Source organism: Bacillus paramobilis (assembly GCF_038096195.1).
Classification (GTDB): Bacteria; Bacillota; Bacilli; order Bacillales; family Bacillaceae_G; genus Bacillus_A; species Bacillus_A mobilis.
The window spans coordinates 2,875,329-2,897,440 of the sequence record NZ_CP151108.1 but is presented as its reverse complement, the minus strand read 5'-3'; the positions used below and the strand labels follow the sequence as shown (position 1 = coordinate 2,897,440).

The 22,112-nt window shown below is 32.1% G+C and carries 13 protein-coding genes and 1 pseudogene; 12 read left to right on the top strand and 2 right to left on the bottom strand.

What is annotated here, in order from left to right; translation table 11 throughout:
- Positions 1-194: 194 nt before the first annotated feature.
- The 3 genes from AABL52_RS14935 to AABL52_RS14925 all read left to right on the top strand — a co-directional run bounded on the left by AABL52_RS14935 (position 195) and on the right by AABL52_RS14925 (position 4,116).
- Positions 195-2,162 carry a penicillin-binding transpeptidase domain-containing protein gene (locus tag AABL52_RS14935; protein ID WP_341517810.1) on the top strand — a complete coding sequence of 656 codons (1,968 nt, stop codon included), beginning with the start codon at positions 195-197 and terminating at the stop codon, positions 2,160-2,162.
- 603 nt (positions 2,163-2,765) lie between these two features.
- A complete protein-coding gene (locus tag AABL52_RS14930; protein ID WP_048546904.1) occupies positions 2,766-3,299 on the top strand; it encodes an RNA polymerase sigma factor in 534 nt (177 codons plus the stop codon).
- On the top strand, positions 3,289-4,116 hold the full coding sequence (locus tag AABL52_RS14925) for an SH3 domain-containing protein (RefSeq protein WP_341517809.1): 828 nt from the start codon (positions 3,289-3,291) through the stop codon (positions 4,114-4,116). Before AABL52_RS14930 ends, AABL52_RS14925 begins: the two co-directional genes overlap by 11 nt.
- Before the next feature lie 46 nt (positions 4,117-4,162).
- On the opposite strand, the gene AABL52_RS14920 is transcribed toward AABL52_RS14925, so the two are convergent.
- Positions 4,163-5,893 (bottom strand): peptidoglycan D,D-transpeptidase FtsI family protein, encoded by a 1,731-nt coding sequence (locus tag AABL52_RS14920; protein WP_341517808.1) that lies wholly within the window; start codon positions 5,891-5,893, stop codon positions 4,163-4,165.
- A 349-nt stretch (positions 5,894-6,242) separates the two neighbouring features.
- Here AABL52_RS14920 and AABL52_RS14915 point away from each other — a divergent pair, with 349 nt between their 5' ends.
- The 8 genes and pseudogenes from AABL52_RS14915 (at position 6,243) to AABL52_RS14880 (ending at position 19,499) form a co-directional block, all read left to right on the top strand.
- Positions 6,243-8,378: a peptidoglycan D,D-transpeptidase FtsI family protein gene (locus tag AABL52_RS14915; protein WP_341517807.1), complete on the top strand. Its 2,136-nt coding sequence runs from the start codon at positions 6,243-6,245 to the stop codon at positions 8,376-8,378.
- Positions 8,379-8,658: 280 nt separating this feature from the next.
- The gene (bla, locus tag AABL52_RS14910) at positions 8,659-9,585 is read left to right on the top strand and encodes a class A beta-lactamase Bla1 (protein ID WP_423250480.1); all 927 of its coding nucleotides are present in this window, start codon (positions 8,659-8,661) and stop codon (positions 9,583-9,585) included.
- A gap of 701 nt (positions 9,586-10,286) precedes the next feature.
- Entirely contained in the window at positions 10,287-11,606 is a 1,320-nt protein-coding gene (locus AABL52_RS14905; RefSeq protein WP_341517806.1) for an HBL/NHE enterotoxin family protein, read from the top strand.
- Positions 11,607-11,667: 61 nt separating this feature from the next.
- Complete coding sequence (locus tag AABL52_RS14900) at positions 11,668-12,897, top strand: HBL/NHE enterotoxin family protein (RefSeq protein WP_341519725.1); 1,230 nt, start codon at positions 11,668-11,670, stop codon at positions 12,895-12,897.
- Positions 12,898-12,928: 31 nt separating this feature from the next.
- A complete protein-coding gene (locus AABL52_RS14895) occupies positions 12,929-14,062 on the top strand; it encodes an HBL/NHE enterotoxin family protein (protein WP_341517805.1) in 1,134 nt (377 codons plus the stop codon).
- A gap of 511 nt (positions 14,063-14,573) precedes the next feature.
- Positions 14,574-17,183 (top strand): putative mucin/carbohydrate-binding domain-containing protein, encoded by a 2,610-nt coding sequence (locus AABL52_RS14890; RefSeq protein WP_341517804.1) that lies wholly within the window; start codon positions 14,574-14,576, stop codon positions 17,181-17,183.
- A 255-nt stretch (positions 17,184-17,438) separates the two neighbouring features.
- The gene (locus AABL52_RS14885; protein WP_016087823.1) at positions 17,439-17,987 is read left to right on the top strand and encodes a fascin domain-containing protein; all 549 of its coding nucleotides are present in this window, start codon (positions 17,439-17,441) and stop codon (positions 17,985-17,987) included.
- A gap of 951 nt (positions 17,988-18,938) precedes the next feature.
- Positions 18,939-19,499, top strand: a pseudogene (locus AABL52_RS14880) (GNAT family N-acetyltransferase).
- A 109-nt stretch (positions 19,500-19,608) separates the two neighbouring features.
- Here the strand turns inward: AABL52_RS14880 and AABL52_RS14875 are convergent.
- Complete coding sequence (locus AABL52_RS14875; protein ID WP_016087821.1) at positions 19,609-19,809, bottom strand: hypothetical protein; 201 nt, start codon at positions 19,807-19,809, stop codon at positions 19,609-19,611.
- A 1,059-nt stretch (positions 19,810-20,868) separates the two neighbouring features.
- Here AABL52_RS14875 and AABL52_RS14870 point away from each other — a divergent pair.
- On the top strand, positions 20,869-21,741 hold the full coding sequence (locus tag AABL52_RS14870; RefSeq protein ID WP_341517803.1) for a YitT family protein: 873 nt from the start codon (positions 20,869-20,871) through the stop codon (positions 21,739-21,741).
- Positions 21,742-22,112 lie beyond the last annotated feature (371 nt).

The following is a 22,112-nucleotide window of genomic DNA, read 5'->3' as shown; positions in this document are numbered from 1 at the left end:
TGCTAAATAGGTCCGCTTTTTTATTTGTAAGAATTTTAAAATCTTCCCCTTCGAATGCAGCTTAATCATAAATTAAATTTTTTTGTAAATATGGAACAATGTCATTACTTACAATGTCTATTAAGCGTTGAAACATTTTTTATTTAATAAATTAAGAAAGGAATAATGATTTTTAATTAAGGGAGAAGATTGAATTGAAAAAATTATGGATGCTGTTTTTCATTTGTTTCGCAGTTATGTTGGTAGGATGTAATCAAAACGAACCGCCAAAACAAGCATTTGAAGAATATATAAATTTATGGAATGATAAAAAATTCGCAAATATGTATGATCATTTATCAGAACATGCCCAAAAAACGATTTCTAAAAAGGAATTCACCGAGAAATATCAAAAAATCTATGAGGGTATTGGAGTTAAGGATTTAAAAATTAAAACGAAAGGAGAGAATGCTAAAGATAAAGAACTTTTTCTTTTTGAAGTTAAGATGGATACGGATGGAGGAACAGCTTCATTTATCCATGAAGCAAAACTTGTGAAAGAAAAAGAATCTTGGAAAATAGATTGGACACCAGATTTCATTTTTCCAGGTATGAAAAAAGATTACAAAGTACGTATGCAAACAGAACAAGGAAAACGTGGAGAAATATACGATCGAAATGGGAAAGGTCTAGCAACGAATGGTAAAGCGACTGAGGTTGGAATTATTCCGGAGAAACTAGGCGAAACGGCAGCACAAACAAAAGAAATAGTAGCACAGTTACTGGATATGTCTACAGAAGAGGTCGATCAGAAGCTTTCAGCGAAATGGATAAAACCAGACTCCTTTGTACCAATTGGTATATTAAAAGAGGGAACTAGACAGAATGATTATATTGAATTAGAAGGAGTTTCATCTCGTCCAGTAAATATTCGTACGTATCCATTAGGAGAAGCAGCGGCACACTTAACAGGATATATAGGAAAGGTGAATGCAGAGGAGTTAAAATCGCTTCAAAAAAAAGGTTATCATGCAGATGATTTAGTAGGTAAGACCGGTTTAGAGAAAGTATTAGAGAATAAATTACGTGGTGAAAAGGGTGGACGCGTATTTATGGAAGATGAGAACGGGAAAGAGATTAAAAACATAGCAAAAAAAGAAGCAAAAGCTGGGGAAAATGTTACGTTAACAATTGATGCTGCAATTCAAGAAAAAATCTTTAATGAGATGAAAAATGAAGCAGGATCTAGTGCAGCGGTCAATCCGAAAACGGGTGAAACAATTGCACTTGTAAGTAGCCCTGCTTATAATCCAAATACAATAGTTAGAGGAGCATCAAAAGCCCAACGAGAAGCATGGAATAACGACTCGAAACTACCAATGATGAATCGTTTCACACAAGCATTTGTACCAGGTTCCGTATTTAAAACGATTACTGGTGCAATTGGTTTGGAAACAAACACTATAAACCCTAAGGAAGAATTTAAAATTCAAGGATTAAAGTGGACAAAAGATTCATCTTGGGGAAATTATTATGTAACACGTGTGAAGGAAGCTAGTCCAATTGATTTTGATAAGGCAATGAAATACTCTGATAATATTTATTTTGCTCAACAAGCTTTGAAAATGGGAAAAGATCAGTATGTAAATGAATTTAAGAAATACGGATTTCATGAAAAATTACCAATCGAATACGAATTTCCTATTTCAATCATTGCAAGAGATGGGATAAAAAATGATATTCAACTAGCAGACACGGGATATGGACAAGGACAAGTATTAATGACACCACTTCATTTAGCATTAACATATGCACCGATTGTGAATGAAGGGAATATTCCGTCGCCTCATCTTTTAAAAGAAACAAAAGTAGCGGGGAATTGGAAAGAAAATGTGGTTTCTAAAAAGAATCGAGAGATATTAAAGAGCGCATTAATAAAAGTCATTAATGACCCTGATGGCGCGGGGAGAATTGCTAAGGTTGATGGTATAACTCTTGCTGGTAAAACCGGTACAGCAGAACTGAAGGAGTCGAAAGAAGCAGACGGAAAAGAACTTGGATGGTTTGCAGCTTTTGATGCAAATGCGCCCGATATGATTGTTACCATGATGATCGAAGATGTAAAAGGAAGAGGGGGGAGTAACGTTCCAGGCGAAAAAGTAAAACATGTTTTTCAGAAATAATAAGTAACTATAAGGTGAAATTTTTTACTACATTCATTGTTTGCTTAACACGGAGGTGTAAAGTGAGCAATACAAAGAACAATTAAGTTTCGAAAAAGCATTCTCCTTAATCGAGAATGCTTTTTCGTTGTGGCTGAATAAAGATGATAACCCATCTTTGTTTTCATTTTTGAAAGGTTGGTATTGCTAATAGTAAATAGAAGAGTAAAACAAATTGAAAGGGACAAGGGAGGGGAATTTTAAACTGTAACAAAACAGTTATTTAGTAAAACATAAATAGAGCACACAAATAAGTATGCTCTAAGAAAAAAGGTGATACAAGTGGAGTGTTGCGTGAAATGAAAAAATAATAATCAGATTTTTTTTTTGAGTGTATTTTTAACATTGTATGCTTTACTTGTTGTTAGGAGCCTGTCATGTAAAAGAATATATAGATGATTATTTTATGAAAGTAATTGGACACCTTTACATTTTTAGGAGGATTTTTCTATCAAAAAAAGATAAACAATGGAACAAATGAAACTTGTATCTTGTCTATATATTGAAACCATAATAAAAGTGAGGGCAGTTTTATCTTTATTCAAATAAGTTCGAGGTGTGGAAATGGAAGAGACGTTTATTGAAAAGTGTATTCATGATGAGCTTGACTATGTTATAAAAGACTATTGGCAAGATGTATGGAATTATTCATTTATTATTACGAAAGATCCACACTTATCAGATGATATCACGCAAGATGTGTTTATAAAGGTATTTAAAAATTGGAATTCATTTCGAAAGGAGTCATCTATTAAAACGTGGATATTAAAAATTACAAGAAATACAGCAATAAACTATTTGAAATCCTCCTATTTTAAAAGGATATCATTAGTAGGTTTTTTTAGTGATGATAAGCAATCTCCATCGGCAGAAAAAGAATTTTTTAAGCAAGAGGAAATGAATGAAGTGTGGGATGTTGTTTTAAAACTACCTAAAAAACACCGTGAAATAATTATTTTAGACGCAAAATATGAATTATCTTATGAAGAAATGGCTGAAACACTAGGGGTATCCATTGGAACTGTTAAATCTAGATTAAGCCGAGCGAGAAGTAAGGTTTCAAAATTAATAGGGGAGGGTAGTAGTGATGAACAATAAAAAAAATCCTGACTGGTATAGTAAATTAAAAAAAGGTCCAATGGAGAATCGTAACGATGAAGAAGAATTTATTTTTAAAATAAAGCAGTCTATATATGAAAATAATGAAGTGGATCTTGTAAAACATAAAAGACCGTTTCGTAAAAAAGGTCTGCCTATTATAGTTGTTTTTGTTTGTACAATGTTATTTGTTATCGTTCAACAACCATGGCTTGATGATAATAAATCACCTGTCCAAAGTAGTACACAAATTAAGCCTAAAACTAAAGATGAGTCTGCTCAAGATCCAACATTAAAACAATTTATGAATGAATTATATCAAAGTACAAATTCAAAAAATGAAAATGACTTGTATAGAGCGTTAAATGATGAAGTTCTATTTAAAGGGAAGAGTTATAAGAAGGATGAATTGAAATTTGATGAAGATATTTTTCATGAGTTGCAAGTTGCTCTTACAATGGGGGGAGAGTTTACAAATGATACAAAGCAATCATACAAAGTACCAAGTGGATTGACAGAAAGTAACCAACCAAAGCAAGCGCATTATATATATGCAACGGTTACTGGAAATAAAACGGAAATTTTAGCTGAACCAAAGCGAGAATCACAAGTTTTATATGAAGTATCTAATGAAATGGTAAAAGCTTGGATTCCAGAAAAAGTGCAGAATAATGGATATATAAAAATATCGACTATTAACGGTAATACTGGATATGTACAAAAAGAGTATGTTTTAACTGATATTAAATATTCATTTATGTTCGAAAAGAGTAATGAAGGTATATGGAAAATAATAAATATAGATTCTATATGGTAAAGAGGAAGGTTCACTTTAATGAACCTTCCTCTTTGTTTTTATTCTCTTATTGAAGAGTATTCCAATACTCTAAAATTTCTGATGTAACGAGAGCAGCAATGTTTTTTTCTGAATTACTACCAGGAATAACGACAGAAACGGCAATTTGTGGATCTTCGGTAGGAGCATATGCAATGAAAAGAGAATGGTTTATCATTCTTTCTTGCTCATTCGGAGCACCTGTTATGCCTGTTTTACCTGCGACATGGAAGGGTAAGTTTTTAATTTCCTCTATATTTTGACTCATTCCACCTTGCACGACACTCCAAAATTTCACAGGGTAACGATTTGAACTTTCTAAAATTGGTTTAAACTTTTTTGTTTCCTTACCATTTTGATCAATAATAGCACTTACGATTTGAGGTTTATATTTATCACCTTTACTTGCTAAAGTTGCTGCATATTGAGCAAGTTGAAGAGGAGTGTGTACTTCATTTCCTCCCCAAGAGGCATTTAATAAGGCGGAGATTCCATTTTCAAACTTATTAGAAGGATGGAATTCATATTGTCCGTCTTCTTCAAAGGGTAAATCAATCCCAGTTTTAGAACGAAGGCCAAATTGCTTTAAATACTCTGTCCATATATGTGCCACTTTTTCTATATTCCCATTATTTTGGTTGAATAAGGGCAAAGCTACTTTTGCTGTCATAAATGTGTTAGATGAATTAATGATAGCCTGCCTCGGTGTAATCTCACCTGTTGGCGTTCCAGGTGCATTCGTAATGTTATTTTGATTATCATACTGAAAAGTACCCTTATCTAAATAAGTATCTTCAGGTTGAAAAAGCTTTTCGTTTAATCCAATTAAAATAGTAAGTGGCTTTATAGTAGAAGCCATATTTACATAAGATTCACCATACTTTAATTTTTGAATTGCTTTATTTTGCGAAAGTGATTTTATGTTTTCTTTTTTAGGTGATACATGTGTATGTAATATATTTGGATCAAAAACTGCCGAGTTGGCCATAGTTAAAATTGCGCCAGTTTTTACATCGCTCACTACAGCATAACCAGCTTTAGCATCAGGTGTTTTCTTAATTTGAGATCTTAATGCTTCCTCTGTTTTTTGCTGCAACTTAGAATCTAAAGCTAGCCGGACATCTTTTCCTTTGTGTACTTTTTGCATGTTCCATAAGAACTTTTTATTATTCACTTTAAAAATAAGAGTTTTTCCGGGTTTTCCTTTTAAATCATTTTCATATTGCAGTTCAATCCCGTTTTTTCCAATAGCCAAATGCTTTGAATTAAGGTCATTTTCTACATACCCAATTACCTGTGAACCAATTTCACGTTTAGGATAATATCGAATCACTTCATCTTTGATTATTACATTATTGGGTTTGTTTTTGTTTATGAATGCAAGTTCATTCTCAGTTATGTCAGAGTATAACGGTATATCATTCATAGTCTGCTTTTTACAAGATTGTTGTAATTGAGATTTTATGTCCTCTGTAGAAATGTCATGTTGAAACTCGCTTGAAAATTGATTGAAAAAAGCTAATGTGTTCGCTGTATCTTGTTTCGATAGCTTCTCATCATTAAAAGTACAATATAGAGACTTAACTTTCTTATTTGTAGCTAGTATTACACCATTTCGATCAAGTATTTGTCCTCTTTCGGCCGAAGAAGTTTCGATAGTAATTGAAAAGAAATGGCTTTTTAACAAAATTATTAATATCAAACCTACAATAGAAAGAATCGATATAAATCTCCATCTTTTTATTTTTGTATGTAACATAAAACCCTCCCTTTTTAGCTTATTTCATCTTATAGTTAATTATTTTTTTTGTAAATGTGGAACAACTTTATTATTTAGGTTGTCTATTAAGTATTACAGCATGAAGAAAGGAATAATCAGTATGAAAAGTTTTTAGCAAATCTATGTGTAAGTTTTATATGGGCCATTATATAGTTTAGCATTTCTAATGCTAGCGACAAAAAATAGAGAGAAAACAGGAAAGGAGAGTTATGAATTACGTAGCTAAACGAAAAGGGATGGGTGCTAACAAGGATTTAGCAAAAAAGTCGAAACGATATTTATAATCGGTCATCGGTATGTAACATATAAGGAATTAAATGGAGGATTTATGGAAAAACAAAAAGGAAAGAACAAGACGTATATATCTATTCGATTAAATATAATGTTCCTTTGCATATTTTTACTATTCTCAGTTATTATTATGCAGCTAGGAAAAGTGCAAATCGTAGAGGGAGAGGCTTATAAGAATCAAGTGGAAAGCAGTCAAAATGCAATAACTAGTATTCCAGTTCCGCGTGGACAAATACTAGATCGAGAAGGGAAAACAGTTGTTAATAATAAGTCTCTTCGCACAATTACGTATACAAGGGTGAAGGGGGTTACGAGTGACGATATTTTAAAAACAGCAAAAGATTTAGCGAAAGTACTTGAAATGCCCGAACAAGATATAAATAAATTAACAGATATCGATAAAAAAGATTTTTGGATGCAGTTGAATACGAAACGTGCTGATACAAAGATTACTAAAAAAGATATAGAAAAGTTAAAAGATAAGAGAATAGAGGGAAAAGAGTTAGATAAAAAAATTGAAGACTTAAGACGAAGTCGCGTTACAGAAGCTGAATTGGCAGAATTAACAACACAAGATTTAAAGGTGTTAGCTATTAAAAGTAAAATGAGTTCAGGTTATCAACTAACACCACAAATTATAAAAAAAGATGTAACAGATCAAGAGTATGCGCGAATAAGTGAAAATCTTGCGGAGTTTCCAGGGGTAGATGCAACAGTTGATTGGGAACGTAATTATGTAAACGGTAATTTATTTCGTTCCGTATTAGGAAATATTACGAGTAGCGAAGAAGGTTTACCAAAAGAAAATTTAGATTCTTATTTGGTACGTGGATATAACCGTAATGATCGTGTCGGAAAAAGTTATATTGAACAACGATATGAAGATGTATTACACGGTACAAAAGAAGAAGTGAAAAACATTACTGATAAATCAGGAAACATTATAAACACAGAAGTAATTTCTAAAGGGAAAAGTGGAAATAGTTTAACATTAACGATTGATATGGAATTACAAAAGAAAGTGGAAGAAAGTATAGAGAAAAACTTGAGAGCTTTTAAGAGTTCAGAGCCACTGTTGGACCGAGCTTTTGTCGTCATGACGAATCCAAATAATGGCCAGATTTTGTCTATGGCAGGCAAAAAGATTGTAGAAAAAGAAGGGAAAATAGAGATTGAGGATTTGGCATTAGGCAACATGACAACTTCGTATGAGCTAGGGTCAGCTGTAAAAGGTGCTACTTTATTAACTGGATATGAGACAGGGGCAATACATCCAGGAGATCAATTTTATGATGCACCTATGAAATTTAAAGGTACACAAGCTAAGAAATCGTGGAATGTATCCGGATTTGGTAATATTAATGATTTACGAGCTCTACAAGTATCTTCGAATGTATACATGTTCCAGACAGCTTTAAAAATTGCGGGAGTTAATTACGTACCAAATGGCTCATTGGATATTAAACAAGGAGCCTTTGATACGATGCGTTATTATTTCAAGCAATTTGGTTTAGGTGTCCCAACAGGTATTGATTTACCGAATGAAATAATTGGACAAACTAGAAAAGTAGATAGTCAGCCTGGGTTTTTACTAGATTTTTCTATCGGGCAGTATGATACGTATACACCGTTGCAATTGGCGCAATATATTTCAACGATTGCTAATGGAGGTTATAGAATGCAACCTCAAATTGTACAAGAAATACGAGAGCAATCAATAAAAGAAGAAGAGGTTGGCAAAGTTATACGCTCTATAGAGCCTGTCGTATTAAATCGAATTGATATGAAGACAGAACATATTAATCGAATAAAAGAAGGGTTTAGATGGGTATTCCAAGAAGGTGATGGAACTGGCGTGAAATATTTCAAAAATGCTCCATATAAACCAGCAGGAAAGACAGGGACAGCTCAAACTGTATATGGTGGAGATGATCCAATTGGTAGAAATGCGAAAGGGGAACGTATGGAATGTTACAACTTAACGTTAGTTGGATACGCCCCATATGATAATCCAGAAGTAGCATTCTCAGTAGTAGTCCCATGGCTTCATGATGATAAAAATGGTATTAATTCTATAATTGGAAAGGAAGTTTTAGATGTATACTTTGATTTGAAAAAGCAACGTATACAAGGTGAAACTGCTAGTACAGAGAGTTCGAATCAAAACCATTAATAATTTGTGTACTTTTCTCAGGGGAAGAGTTCCTGTTTATATAAAAGCCTTTATAAGTTAAAGAAAAAGTAAGATTTGAAATAAGAGTTAGTAGCTATCATAGTTGCTATCTCTTATTTTTGTTAATATCTTGGTTACTAGTTAAAAAAGGTTTTAAATTTATGGAACAAACTTGTTTCTTAGATGGTCTATTATGTGTACGTATAAAAACAGGTATTCAAATAGATACATTGTATTGAATTTACTACTTGTTTTCAGTATTGAAAATTTGAAAGGAATGATGATTTTGAAAAACAATAGGATGCTAAAAATAGGTATATGCGTTGGTATATTAGGTTTAAGCCTTACAACCCTAGAAGCTTTTACAGGAGGGGCACTGCAAGTTGAAGCGAAAGAAAAGAAAGGACAAGTGAAACATAAACATCAGGCGACGCATAAAGAATTCTCTCAACTTGAAAAAAAATTTGATGCTCGATTAGGTGTATTTGCGATTGATACTGGTACAAATCAAACAATCTCTTATCGACCTAACGAAAGGTTTGCCTTTGCATCAACCTACAAGGCTTTAGCGGCAGGGGTATTACTACAGCAAAACTCAACTAATAAATTAAATGAAGTTATCACTTATACGAAAGACGACTTAGTGGAATATTCACCTGTTACAGAGAAACATGTAGATACCGGAATGACACTAGGAGAAATTGCTGAGGCCGCCGTTCGTACCAGTGATAATACTGCAGGGAACATTTTATTTAATAAAATAGGTGGACCTAAAGGATATGAAAAAGCGCTTAGACAGATGGGTGATCGGATTACTATGGCTGATCGCTTTGAGACAGAGTTAAACGAGGCTATTCCAGGAGATATTCGTGACACTAGTACAGCGAAAGCAATTGCTACGAATCTGAAAGCTTTAACGGTCGGAAATGCGCTTCCAGCTCATAAACGTAACATTCTTACAGAGTGGATGAAAGGAAATGCTACAGGAGACAAACTTATTCGTGCAGGCGTTCCAACTGACTGGATAGTTGCAGATAAATCAGGTGCTGGAAGTTATGGGACACGAAATGATATTGCTATCATTTGCCCGCCAAATAGAGCACCAATTATTATTGCAATTTTATCTAGTAAAGATGAGAAAGAAGCTACTTATGATAATCAACTCATTGCAGAGGCAACTGAAGTTATAGTTAAGGCTCTTAAATGATAATTTCTCAATTCTTTATGTAACGTAATTGAAAATATGAACCTAGAAAGGGATTCTTTTCATGTGAAAAGAATCCCTTTTTTGTATTTCTATAATGAATAGAAAGTATATAAGTGAAAAATTTTATTAGATAGACATTCTATCCCCTAGAGTGCATGAGGGGAGTTTTCTCCTGTGGTGTTCGTAGTAACAATAATATTATTTATACGATAATAATTTTATTGGCGTATGTATGCTAGTTACTCCTAGATGGATATGTAATTTTACATATCCATCTAAAAGACACATATGTGTCAATCACTATTAAATTATATTGAAATTATTTTTGGGTGAGGGCTTGATATAGGTTTTGGTGAATAAAAGGATTTTTACGTTTAATTATCATAGTATAATTATTTCACTTTATGAAATGAAATTGGGATTTAACTTTTTTAAATATAATATTTTATAATTTGAATAATAAATATCTGAAAAATCAAATTTAATCAATGTGATTTTCAGGTTTACTTATGAAAAACATAGTGTTTAAAATGAGGGGGAAGTAAGGTCCTTATATTCTTTCAAAAATAAATAAAAAACGAGATGGAATTACTTTTTTGAAAAAATCTCTATCCTCAAGTATGTGTGAAGAAATCTTAACGTTAGGTTGTACAATATTTACGATTAAAACTGTAAAAAACAATAGTGAAGAGGTGTACGGAATGAAGAATAAAATTATGACAGGATTTTTAATAACATCAATCGTTACTGGAGCGACTATTCCTATCAATACTCTCGCAACGCCAACCGTTCAGGCAGAAACGACACAAGAAAATATAGATATTTCCTCAGCATTACGAAAAATAGGTGCACACTCCAAATTAACACAAACCTTTATAGACGGAGCCTTAGCAAGTCCGAATGTGCAACTTGAAGAAGTTCCATCTTTAAATACAACTCAATTTCTAATTAAACAAGATATGAAAGAGTGGTCATCAGAACTATATCCAAAATTAATTCTATTAAATTCAAAAAGCAAAGGATTTGCAACCAAATTTAATAGCTATTATCCAACATTAAAAGGGTTTGTAGATAATAAGGAAGATAAAGAAGGGTTTTTAGATAGACTGGAAGTTCTTCAAGATATGACTATAACAAACCAAGAAAACGTGCAACGTCAGATTAATGAGTTAACAGATCTTAAACTACAGGTAGATAAGAAACTGAAAAATCTTGATACAGATGTGGTAAAAGCACAGAGTGTACTTAGTTCAGAGGGAACAGGAAAAATAGACAAGTTAAAAAATGAAATGCTAAATACAAAAAAATCAATTCAAAATGATTTACAGCAAATAGCATTATTACCAGGAGCTTTAAATGAACAAGGGCTAAAGGTATTCCAAGAAATTTATAGTCTATCAAAAGATATCATTGAACCGGCTGCTCAAACCGCAGTAGTGGCGTATAACAAAGGAAAAGAAATAAACAATGCTATTGTAGAAGCAGAGAAGAAAGCAGAGCAAGAAGCAACAGAAAAGGGAAAATCAGTTATAGAAATTGAAGCTGCCAAAAAAGAAGCACGTGAAGCGATAGAGAAAAGTAAAAAAGGTGAAATTGCTGCAGCTGCAGTCACAAAAACGAAAGAGTATGATCTTATGAAAGTGATTGATCCTGAAAAAATTAAAAAAACATATAGTACCTTTGCCGAAATTAATAAACTAACAGCAGAGCAAAGAGCATATTTAAATGATTTAGAGAAACAAAATCAAAAATTATATGACTTAACAACTAAATTAACAGTAGCAGATTTACAAAAATCAATGATTCTTTTCATGCAAAATGATTTGCATACATTTGCTAATCAAGTAGATGGAGAGATTGAGCTAATGAAACGTTATAAAGAGGATTTGAATTTAATAAATAATAGTATTACAAAATTATCGAATGAAGTTGATACGAATAACACTCAGTCTCAAAAAGATACATTAAGACGACTAAAGAATGTAACAAATCAACTCGAAGAACAAGTTGATAAATTTTAATATTAAGAAATCAGGTTTAACAAAAAATTATAATGCAACTGAAAATAAGGAGGAGAATCAAATAATGAAATTTCCATTTAAGGTCATAACTTTGGCCACTTTAGCAACGGTTATAACTGCTACGAATGGTAGTACTATTCATGCACTTGCACAAGAACAGACAGCACAAGAACAGCAAATAGAAAGTTATGCGTTAGGACCTGAAGGGTTAAAGAAAGTATTGGCTGAAACAGGCTCTCATATTCTTGTAATGGATTTGTACGCAAAAACAATGATTAAGCAACCGAATGTAAATTTATCCAACATTGAATTAGGTTCAGGAGGGGGAGAATTAATCAAAAACATTCACCTGAATCAGGAACTGTCACGAATCAATGCAAATTACTGGTTAGATACAGCGAAGCCAAACATTCAAAAGACAGCACGTAATATTGTAAATTATGATGAACAATTTCAAAATTATTACGACACACTAGTAGATACTGTAAAAAAGAAAGATAAGGCAGGCCTCAAAGAAGGAATAGGGGATTTAATCGGTACAATTCATACAAATTCAAATGAAGTTACGGAAGTTATTAAGATGTTAGAAGCTTTCAAAACAAAGTTGTATACAAATACTGTAGATTTTAAAAATAATGTTGGAAGTCCAGATGGACAAGGGGGATTAACGGCTATATTAGCGGGGAAACAAGCACTAGTCCCACAACTTCAGGCCGAAATTGAGAATTTACGTTCTACGCAGAAAGCTCATTTTGATAATGTATTAGCCTGGTCAATTGGTGGTGGATTAGGAGCAGCTATTTTAGTTATTGGAACGATTGCAGGAGCGGTAGTAATTGTTGTGACCGGTGGCACAGCGACACCAGCTGTTGTTGGTGGTCTAACAGCTCTAGGGGCAGCTGGTATCGGTTTAGGAACAGCAGCTGGTGTTGCGGCATCTAATCATATGAACTCTTATAATGAAATTTCTAATAAAATCGGAGAATTAAGTATGAAAGCCGATCTTGCTAACCAAGCAGTTATTTCACTTACTAATACAAAAGACACGTTGACATATTTGTATCAAACAGTGGATCAAGCAATCATGTCTCTAACGAATATTCAGCAACAATGGAATACGATGGGAGCGAATTATAAAGATCTATATGATAATATCGACCAAATGCAAGAACATAAACTTTCTTTAATACCTGATGATTTAAAGGCTGCAAAACAAAGTTGGAATGATATTCATAAGGATGCAGAATTCATTTCAAAAGACATTGCTTTTAAACAAGAAAAAACAAATTGAAAATCAATATATATGTATAGGAGGAATTAGAATGAATAAAAACTTTCCTTATAAACTACTTGCTGTATCGACGTTTTTAACTCTGACAACAACTACTGTAGTTTCTCCAGTGGCAGCCTTCGCAAGTGAAAGCAAAATAGTACAAACTAGTACCGAAGATATATATCTTTCTGTAAACAGCGAAAAGATGAAAAAAGCTTTGCAAGATGCTGGGGTATTTGCAAAATCTATGAATGATTACTCTTATTTGTTAATTATAAACCCAGATGTTAACTTTGAAGGAATTGACATTAAAGGATATACAAATCTACCTAGTCAAATTCTACAAGATCAAAAGAATGCAAGAGAGCATGCTACGAAATGGGATTCACACATAAAAAAACAACTTTTAGATACACTGACGGGGATTGTAGAGTATGATACTAAATTCGACAATTATTATGACACATTAGTAGAAGCGATTAATGAAGGGGATGCAGACACATTAAAAGAAGGCATTACAGATTTACAAGGTGAGATTAAACAAAATCAAGCATATACACAGAATTTAATACAAGAACTAGCTAAGTTAAGAGATAGTATTGGAGAAGATGTTAGGGCATTTGGAGGTCATAAAGATATTTTGCATTCGATTCTGAAAAACCAAGCAGCTGGAATTGATGAAGATGAAAAGCGCCTAAATGAAGTTTTAGAGCAAGTAAGACATTTTAAACAAGTAGAATCAGATGGAATAATAACTGTATCAATCCCCTCAATTCCTACGTGGATTGCTGGTGGTGTAATGATAGGGGTAGCAAGAAATAATTTAGGTACGTTAGAGCCATTGTTAGCACAATTACGTCAGACTATAGATTATAAAGTAACATTAAATCGTGTAGTTGGTGTTGCGTATAATAATATTAATGAAATGCACAATGCGATTGGATCGGCTATTAATGCACTTACCTATATGTCTGCACAATGGCATGATTTAGATTCTCAATATTCGGGAGTGCTTAGTCATATTGATAAAGCATCCCAAAAAGCGGATCAAAATAAATTCAAATTCCTAAAACCTAATTTGAATGCAGCGAAAGATAGTTGGAAAACATTGAGAGCGGATGCGTTTACATTAAAAGAAGGGATAAAAATATTAAAAATGGATCCTGTTTCTTCAAAAAAATAGCGGAATACGGTATTTGTTGCAAGGGCATTTATACATTTATAAAATGATTTTTTGTTCTTTATAAATTGAAAAGACGGAGGTATAATCAGGCCTCTGTCTTTTGTTTTATTGAAATATTTTTACAATTCAATCCTATATGTAGAAAGTAGTTATACAAGTTTGAATTTTTAAGGTGAATGATTTTTATGAATTTTTCCGTAAAACCTAATCTATGATTAGTGAGCTTTATATTCTTATTTTCCTAATTGAATACTTTTATACAATTAGATGCAAGTTAAGAATACTAAATCAAAACATAATAGGTTGTTATTGATGAGTTTATCGTAAAGTTGTTATTTTATGTGTCATCAAATAACATTTATAAACAATTAGAAATAAAGAAAAGGAGACTATTATGAGAAAAAATAGAGTATTAGATACAACATAAATAGCGTAAATAGTTTTTGATGTAAAAACATGATAAATAAAATAATAGTCCTTACATGTACTAAAGGAAAATGAGGGAGATAATATGGGGAATAACGCAAAATATAAAACTAGAAAAATACTTGCAGCCACCGCTACAGTAACTATGCTTGCAACTGCAATGATTTCTACAACAGATATCACTGCAGAGGAAACAAAGCAGCAAAAAAAAATATCGACATCACTGCAAGAGGAAAAGTCAGTTAAATCAGAAAACAGAATATATACAGTCCCAGGAAAAGGGGATGTTGAGATACTGAAACAACAGGAAAGAAAAAGTATGGCATTTAGTCCATATGAACCCACTGGTTTATATGCAAAGCCAAATGAACAAATAACGATTAATGTAGAAGGAAATCAAAATATTCAAGCATACATTGGAACGTATTCGTATGATGCTTCTTGGAGAGAAGATTCTAAAATAAAATCATTTACATTAAAACCTGGTATAAACACAATCCAATCTCCAAATGGGGGGATGATTTATTTTTATAATAAACAACAAGGTGGCACTATTCGAACAACAGTCACAATGGGTGGAGCGACTACTCCTTTCTTTGAACTAGGCAAACATACGAAACAAGATTTAATAAACATGCTGGACCAATATCCAAATGCACATGCAGTGGAGTTAAAAGGAGAACGTGTATTAATTACGGCCAGCCCGGCACGTGTTAAGAAATATTTGTTAGGTTCTAATACAGATCCTGTACAACTCTTAAAAAAGATGGATGAAGCTACTCGAATTCAAGACAAAGTAGCTGGATTATCTGAAGAACAAGCAGATAAACATTATATTCATTACGTAGAAGAAAATCATTCTCCTGATTATTATATGTATGCAACTTCTTATCGAACCGCATATGTGGGAGACGCAATCCAATACGTGTTAGATATTAATAAATTTATAAAAGATGGTTGGGGTCCATGGCATGAGGCAGGGCATTTGAGACAGCAATCACCTTGGAAGTTTTATAATATGACAGAAGTACAAAATAATATTTACAGCCTTTCTGTAGAAAAAGCATTTACATCTAATCAACCTTTTAGATTGCAACAAGAGGGTGCTTATACTAAGGCATTTCAATACTTAGAACAATCTAATAAAAATTATGATGAAATTAGTGATGCTTTTGTTAAGCTTGTTATGCTTTGGCAACTACAATTAGCATATGGAGAAGACTTCTATCCTAAACTGCATCAATTGTATAGAGATATGCCTTCTGATGAACTTCCACAAACAGATGAAAATAAAAAACAATTATTTATGATCTCAGCATCAAAAGTAGCCAAACAAAATTTGATGCCTTTCTTTGAGAAGTGGGGATTACGTCCAAATAATGATACCATTCAAAATGTGGCTGCATTAGGATATCCAATTTTAACAGCAGAGATTTGGAAGGGGACGGATTCTAATCCGATTAAACCAGATGTGCCTAATGCAAATAATATTTTAGAAGGAAAACAGTTTGCATGGTCAATGAAAGGGATTAGTGATTTCGAGTTTGCTAAAATCAATTTCAATAAGTCAGCAGAAGAAATGCAAGTGGACTTAAAAGCAGGAATACCGCATCACTATTTTAATGAAACATATGCGAGTATTAAAGTACAAAATGCATCAGGAAAAGTAGTATACAATAAAGACATTTATGGAAACAAACAACAAAATGCTGAATCGCAAAAAGTTCCAGTTAAAGTAGGGGATTATATTGAGTTAACACATCTAGAAGGTGTGCATAGAGCTACTTTAACAAATGTAGATAACATTAAACAAGAAAGCTTTGGAAAAAAAGCAATATACGAAGTTACAAAAGAAGGCTTGAAAAAAGTAGAAAAAATGCCAGAAGTAACAATTTTAGATGGAAATCAATTTGCATGGTCACTAAAAGGAATTAGTGATTTCGAGTTTGCTAAAATCAATTTCAATAAGTCAGCAGAAGAAATGCAAGTGGACTTAAAAGCAGGCGTACCGCATCATTATTTTAATGAAACATATGCGAATATTAAAGTACAAAATGCATCAGGCAAAGTAGTATACAAGAAAGACATTTATGGAAACAAACAACAAAATGCTGAATCGCAAAAAGTCCCAGTTAAAGTAGGAGATTATATTGAGTTAACACATCTAGAAGGTGTGCATAGAGCTACTTTAACAAATGTAGATAATAGTAAACAAGAAAGCTTTGGAAAAAAAGCAATGTACAAAGTTACAAAAGAAGGTCTGAAGAAAGTAGAAAAAATGCCAGAAACAACGGTTTTAGACGGAAATCAATTTAGTTGGTCTTTAAAAGGATATAGTGATAGAGAAATTACAAAAGTAAATTATAATAGGGTAACAGAGAAAATGCAGGTGGATTTAGAAGCAGGCGTACCACATTCTTATTTTAATAATACGTATGCGAGTATCAAAGTACAGAATTCATCCGGTAGTGTTGTGTACAAAAAGGAAATATTAGGAAATAGACAGCAAACTGCTGAAAGCCAAACTGTGCCAGTCAAAGTGGGAGATTATATCGAGTTTACCCATATAGAAGGGGAAGCAGTAAATGAAAAGACACGGGCTACACTTACTAACCTTGAGAATAATAAACAAGAATATATAGGCAAAAAAAGAATCTATCAAGTTACTTCAACGGGATTAAACAAAATAGATTAACATGAAAAACATTCAAATTTTTAGTTAGATGCTTAATAGTCGTTCATTATGAACGGCTATTTGGCATTTATTTAATATAAAGTGAAATTAATTTTAAAAATATGTTTGAGGACTGAATGATGTTTAGGTGCTATAGATTTGAGAAAAAAGAAACAGAATAATAAGGTATTTGTTGATAAAGACCCTCTCTTGTTACGATATTTTACATATTTGGTATGATATATATGAGTGCTATATATTAAGGGAGGAATGGGAATGAAGAGGTTCATAACTCATGCAAATGGTAATAAGATCTTTAAAAAGTTAGTTTTAATGGTGTTACCAATGGTTCTAATGATAATGATGATAACCCCATCAAATGATGCATTGGCAGCCAACCAATCAAATGCAAGTTCACTAAAAGGTGTGAGTCTATTTAATGGAAGCTGGACTGTTGCTATACAAGCTGCAAATTTACAATATGTGTCTGCTGAGCCATCGGGAAATGTAGTAGCAAATCGTAGTGCAGTTAATGAATGGGAGAAATTTGAATTAATTCCGACTGGGGAATTATATACGTTTGCTTTAAAAGCGAAAAGTAATGGAAAGTACGTTTCGTTTGAGCCAAATGGTAGAGTAGTAGCAGATCGTACATCAATTGGGGCATGGGAAAAATTTATCTTATATAATGGTGGAGACAATAGGATATATGTATTACAAGCGCTAAGTAATGGTAGATTTATATCAGCAAATGGTGGTAGAGATTTAACAGCTAATAGTTATGTAGCTGGAAGCTGGGAAAGATTTGTTATTGTGTACTTCTAAATTTGGAAGTGTTATATTTCTAAATGATAATGACATGTTTAGTTAATAATAATGCATAATAAAATAAAGGATTAAGTACTTAAGACAAGTGTATATTTAGGTGCAAAAAGGACTACAAGTAATTGTCAGTCCTTTTTGTATGTTAAATAAGTAACTGCTGTAGATGTAATAAGAAGAAAAAGAACCCTATAGGGTTCTTTTTCAAGGCATATTAACTGTAAGGAGAATCATGAAATGCTACTTCAAATCTTTATTAGGGGAAAGATTTTGAAAAAGCTTAACATACATCTATTTTTACATAAATGTAAGATATAGTAAATCTATAATGTTTATACTTACTATTATTAATATTCAATTAAAATGGTTAACACTATGTGTATAGTTTTAATAGGTGTTTAGTGCAGTATACATTTAGAAATCTAATAATAGCCCCAAGTTGGTTATATATGTCCAATCTTAGATTTCATGTGCCAAAAAAGCCTATAGATATATGATTTCAAAGCCTAACTAACATGTAAACGATTTTAATTGAAATTGGGTGTGTATGAACTCTTATAAGTAAAATAAAAGTAAATAAAATAAACAAAGACCCTGTAAACATACAGGGGTAAGGGAACGCATAGTTTCTTAAAATCATAATAGCATATATTTTTTGTATAGCTATAAGAAGATTTTGACAAATGTAAGGACAAGATTAAAGATTTTTAAGAAATATAGTGCCGGAAAATAGATTTAAAATTCAGCTATTAACAGAAACAGAAACCCTCGTTAGCTTAATCAAATTATCTTTAAATATAAGATGTATATTAAACTTTTTCAAAAATGAATTTCTGTTCTTTTAAAAATCAGTACAAAACACAAAATCTATAAATTTATCCCTATGTAATATAAAAATAAAACTAAAAACGAAGTGCAACTTATATGTAATGTAGAAAAGAGGGGAAAAAAGTTATGGAGAATGACAATAAAGTATTTTGGAAAACAGATTGTCTTATTTTGAGAAGGTTTAGTACGGATGAAACTAACTACTTTCATTTTTATCGTTCTAATCCAGAAGTGACTAAATTTTAGTCATGGGTTAATTATCAATATCATGAGGCTAAAATGTTTGTAAATGAACAACTTAATAATAATCCTAATCAACCAGGAACTTGGTTCCAGTTCGCAATTGCTTTGGCTGAAAATAACAAAATAATTGGAGATTGTGCACTTCACACGCGTTTAAATGAGCCTCGCATCGTAGAAATTAGATTTACTCTTTCTCCAGAATATCAGGGGAAAGGTTATGCAACTGAAGCTGTTTGCACCTTATTGAATTACATATTTCATTCATTATGGAAACATAAATTGATTGCATTTTCGGATGTTCGAAATAACAAGTCTATTTCTGTGCTGGAACGTGTGGGGATGAGGAGAGAAGGTCATTTATTTCAGAATTACATGCTAAAAGGGCAGTGGATTGATGAATATCAATATTCAATATTAAAGTCTGAATGGAAGGACGCGACATAATTATCAAATTTAAAAATAGAGTATGTTGGGTGTAAATTAAAATACTATAAAAACAACGGCATATAAAAAGATCCTAGTGTGTACTAGGATCTTTTTATATGTTATCACTTTACTGCATCTTGTGGTAATAACCATGTTTTACAACTTGCCTTGTTTCGTCTATAGCATGTGTTTCAGCAATTCCAGCAATATCAACTACAATCGTGTTCTGTAAGATATTTACTACATAACCTGTTAATTGTAAGGAGGAATTATTACGATAGGGAAATTGTACGTAAGAACCAATTGTAACATTATTCTTTGTCTCCATATGATACACCTCATTGATACTAGTTTTCTTCTTGTGAAGATTCTTTCATCATATAATACACGAATGAAGATAAAATACAAGGGAGAAGAGGGAGAATAAATAGAAAAAAGCACCCTCGATCAAGGTTGTTATAAATAGTTATCACTTTATGAAAACATTGAGAACACAGGTATTTGTAAAACTTACTTATTTTATAAATACTTAAATAATCATACAATACGAAGCTGAAATTAATAGAAAGAAATAATATTATCGAATGGCATATTATTTTAGTTTTAGGTATAGTATAACTGACCGAATGAGCACATCGGTCAGTTAGTACTGGATTAAAACTTATAAAATTATACTCACTACGTTTATGGAAAGGATTACACAAACAATGGTTTTGATATTTTACAATTGACGAATGAACGGAAGTAATTTGAGCTTTGAGGAAATGACAGAGTTTGACTTCTTAAAAATGATCTGAATCCTATAAACAGGGGGAAAATCCAGTAGTTTCTGTGTGTGGTTTATTAACAATAATTTCATGGTGTTTAAATGGTAAAGTGAAGACGTATTAGGAGGAAATATTTTTGTAGTAGATTTTGAAATGTAATGGCGACATGATGGATATTTTATAAGTTTCTGAAGAGTGTTAAATATTCAATGCAGCGACAGTTCTAGGTTTAGCATGTTTTGCAGTTAGATTTTGGGAGAATCTATTGGAAATTTACATTTAGAGAAACGTTTTTACATTAGCATCAGAGCCAAAAGAAGTGTAAACCTCTATGCTGGGGGAAAGTAGTCTAAACAAAAAAGATTTTAATTTAACCAATTATTCTTATAGGAATTTATATATTTGTGGTTGGTAAAGAAGAATTTAATAGTGCAGCTCATAATTAGATTCTAGTTATAACAGTCGATACAAATACCGTTTAGCTTGTTAATACCCTCTAATTTAGTATAGGAAGTTATAGTTTGAGAGAAATTACATAATAGGTGCGACACAAAGAATATAGAATCTGATGTAATTATGAAAAGACAAAAAGAGAAAAATGTGTGAAATGAGGAATTGAAATGGTAAGTGGAAAAAAGAAAAATGTAAATAAATTGAAAAAATTTTCGCAAGCAATATTGATTATTATTGGAGCATTTATAACTGCGTATGGATTAGAGGCTGTACTAATTCCTAATAATGTCTCAGATGGTGGTGTAACAGGTATAAGTATCGTTAGCTCTCAGCTATTTGGGTTACCATTAGGTCTTTTAATTGGATTTATTAATATCCCATTTGTTTGGCTAGGTTATAAACAAATTGGTAGAGGATTTGCAATTTATTCAGTTATTGGTATTATATCACTTGCAATAGGTACTGTGGTCATGCATAATGTGCCTACAATTATTGAAGGAGATACATTGTTAGTTACTGTTGTTGGTGGTGTTATTATCGGCTTTGGTATGGGGTTGGCTCTTCGTAATGGCGGAGCGTTAGATGGCATTGATATGCTAGCGGTATTGTTGTCTAGAAGATTACCGTTTGGTACAAGTGATCTAATCTTGTTTTTAAATATGTTTGTATTTATTTTTGTGTCAACTGTGTTTGGTCTTCAAGGTGGAATTTTATCAGCGATAGCTTACTTTATTGCTTCTAAAGTAATTCATATTATTGAAGTTGGATTAAGTGGTTCTAAAACATTTAAAATTGTTACAAAAGAACCTAAATTAATGATAGATGCAATCTGGGAACGTCTCGGAAGAAGTGCAATCTATAACGAAATTTATGGAGGCTCTTCGAAAGAAGCTTATAAAGAAGTTAGCTGTGTTATCAGTCGTTTAGAAGAAAATAAAATGAAAGAACTTATTCATGAAATTGATGAAAATGCCTTTGTAACTGTATATGATGTTGCGGAAGTAAAAGGTGGAAACTTTAAAAAGCATGATATCCATTAAGAGTAATAACCCAGTTAAATATTCTATATAAAGTTGATTATTGAAAAAGATGAAAACCCTCATCACATATAGATAGAAATCTGATACGTAATAAAGGGGACAACAGTAAGGCATAAGGGCAGTATTTTTTTGCTTTTTAATAATAAATCATTATTTCTTGTAGCTTTTTATGGATATGATATCTGATAATAATTAGTTATTGATATAGAAAAGAAAGAGATTTGAAATAATTTAAAGGGATAAGTAATAAAATTCCATTGTTATTAGTATAGGATATTTAAACTAAAAATGATTTATTAAAGCCACATTAAACGAAAACATTATGCACAAATATGCTGATATGTATCTATTCTATCAAGGTATATAAAACC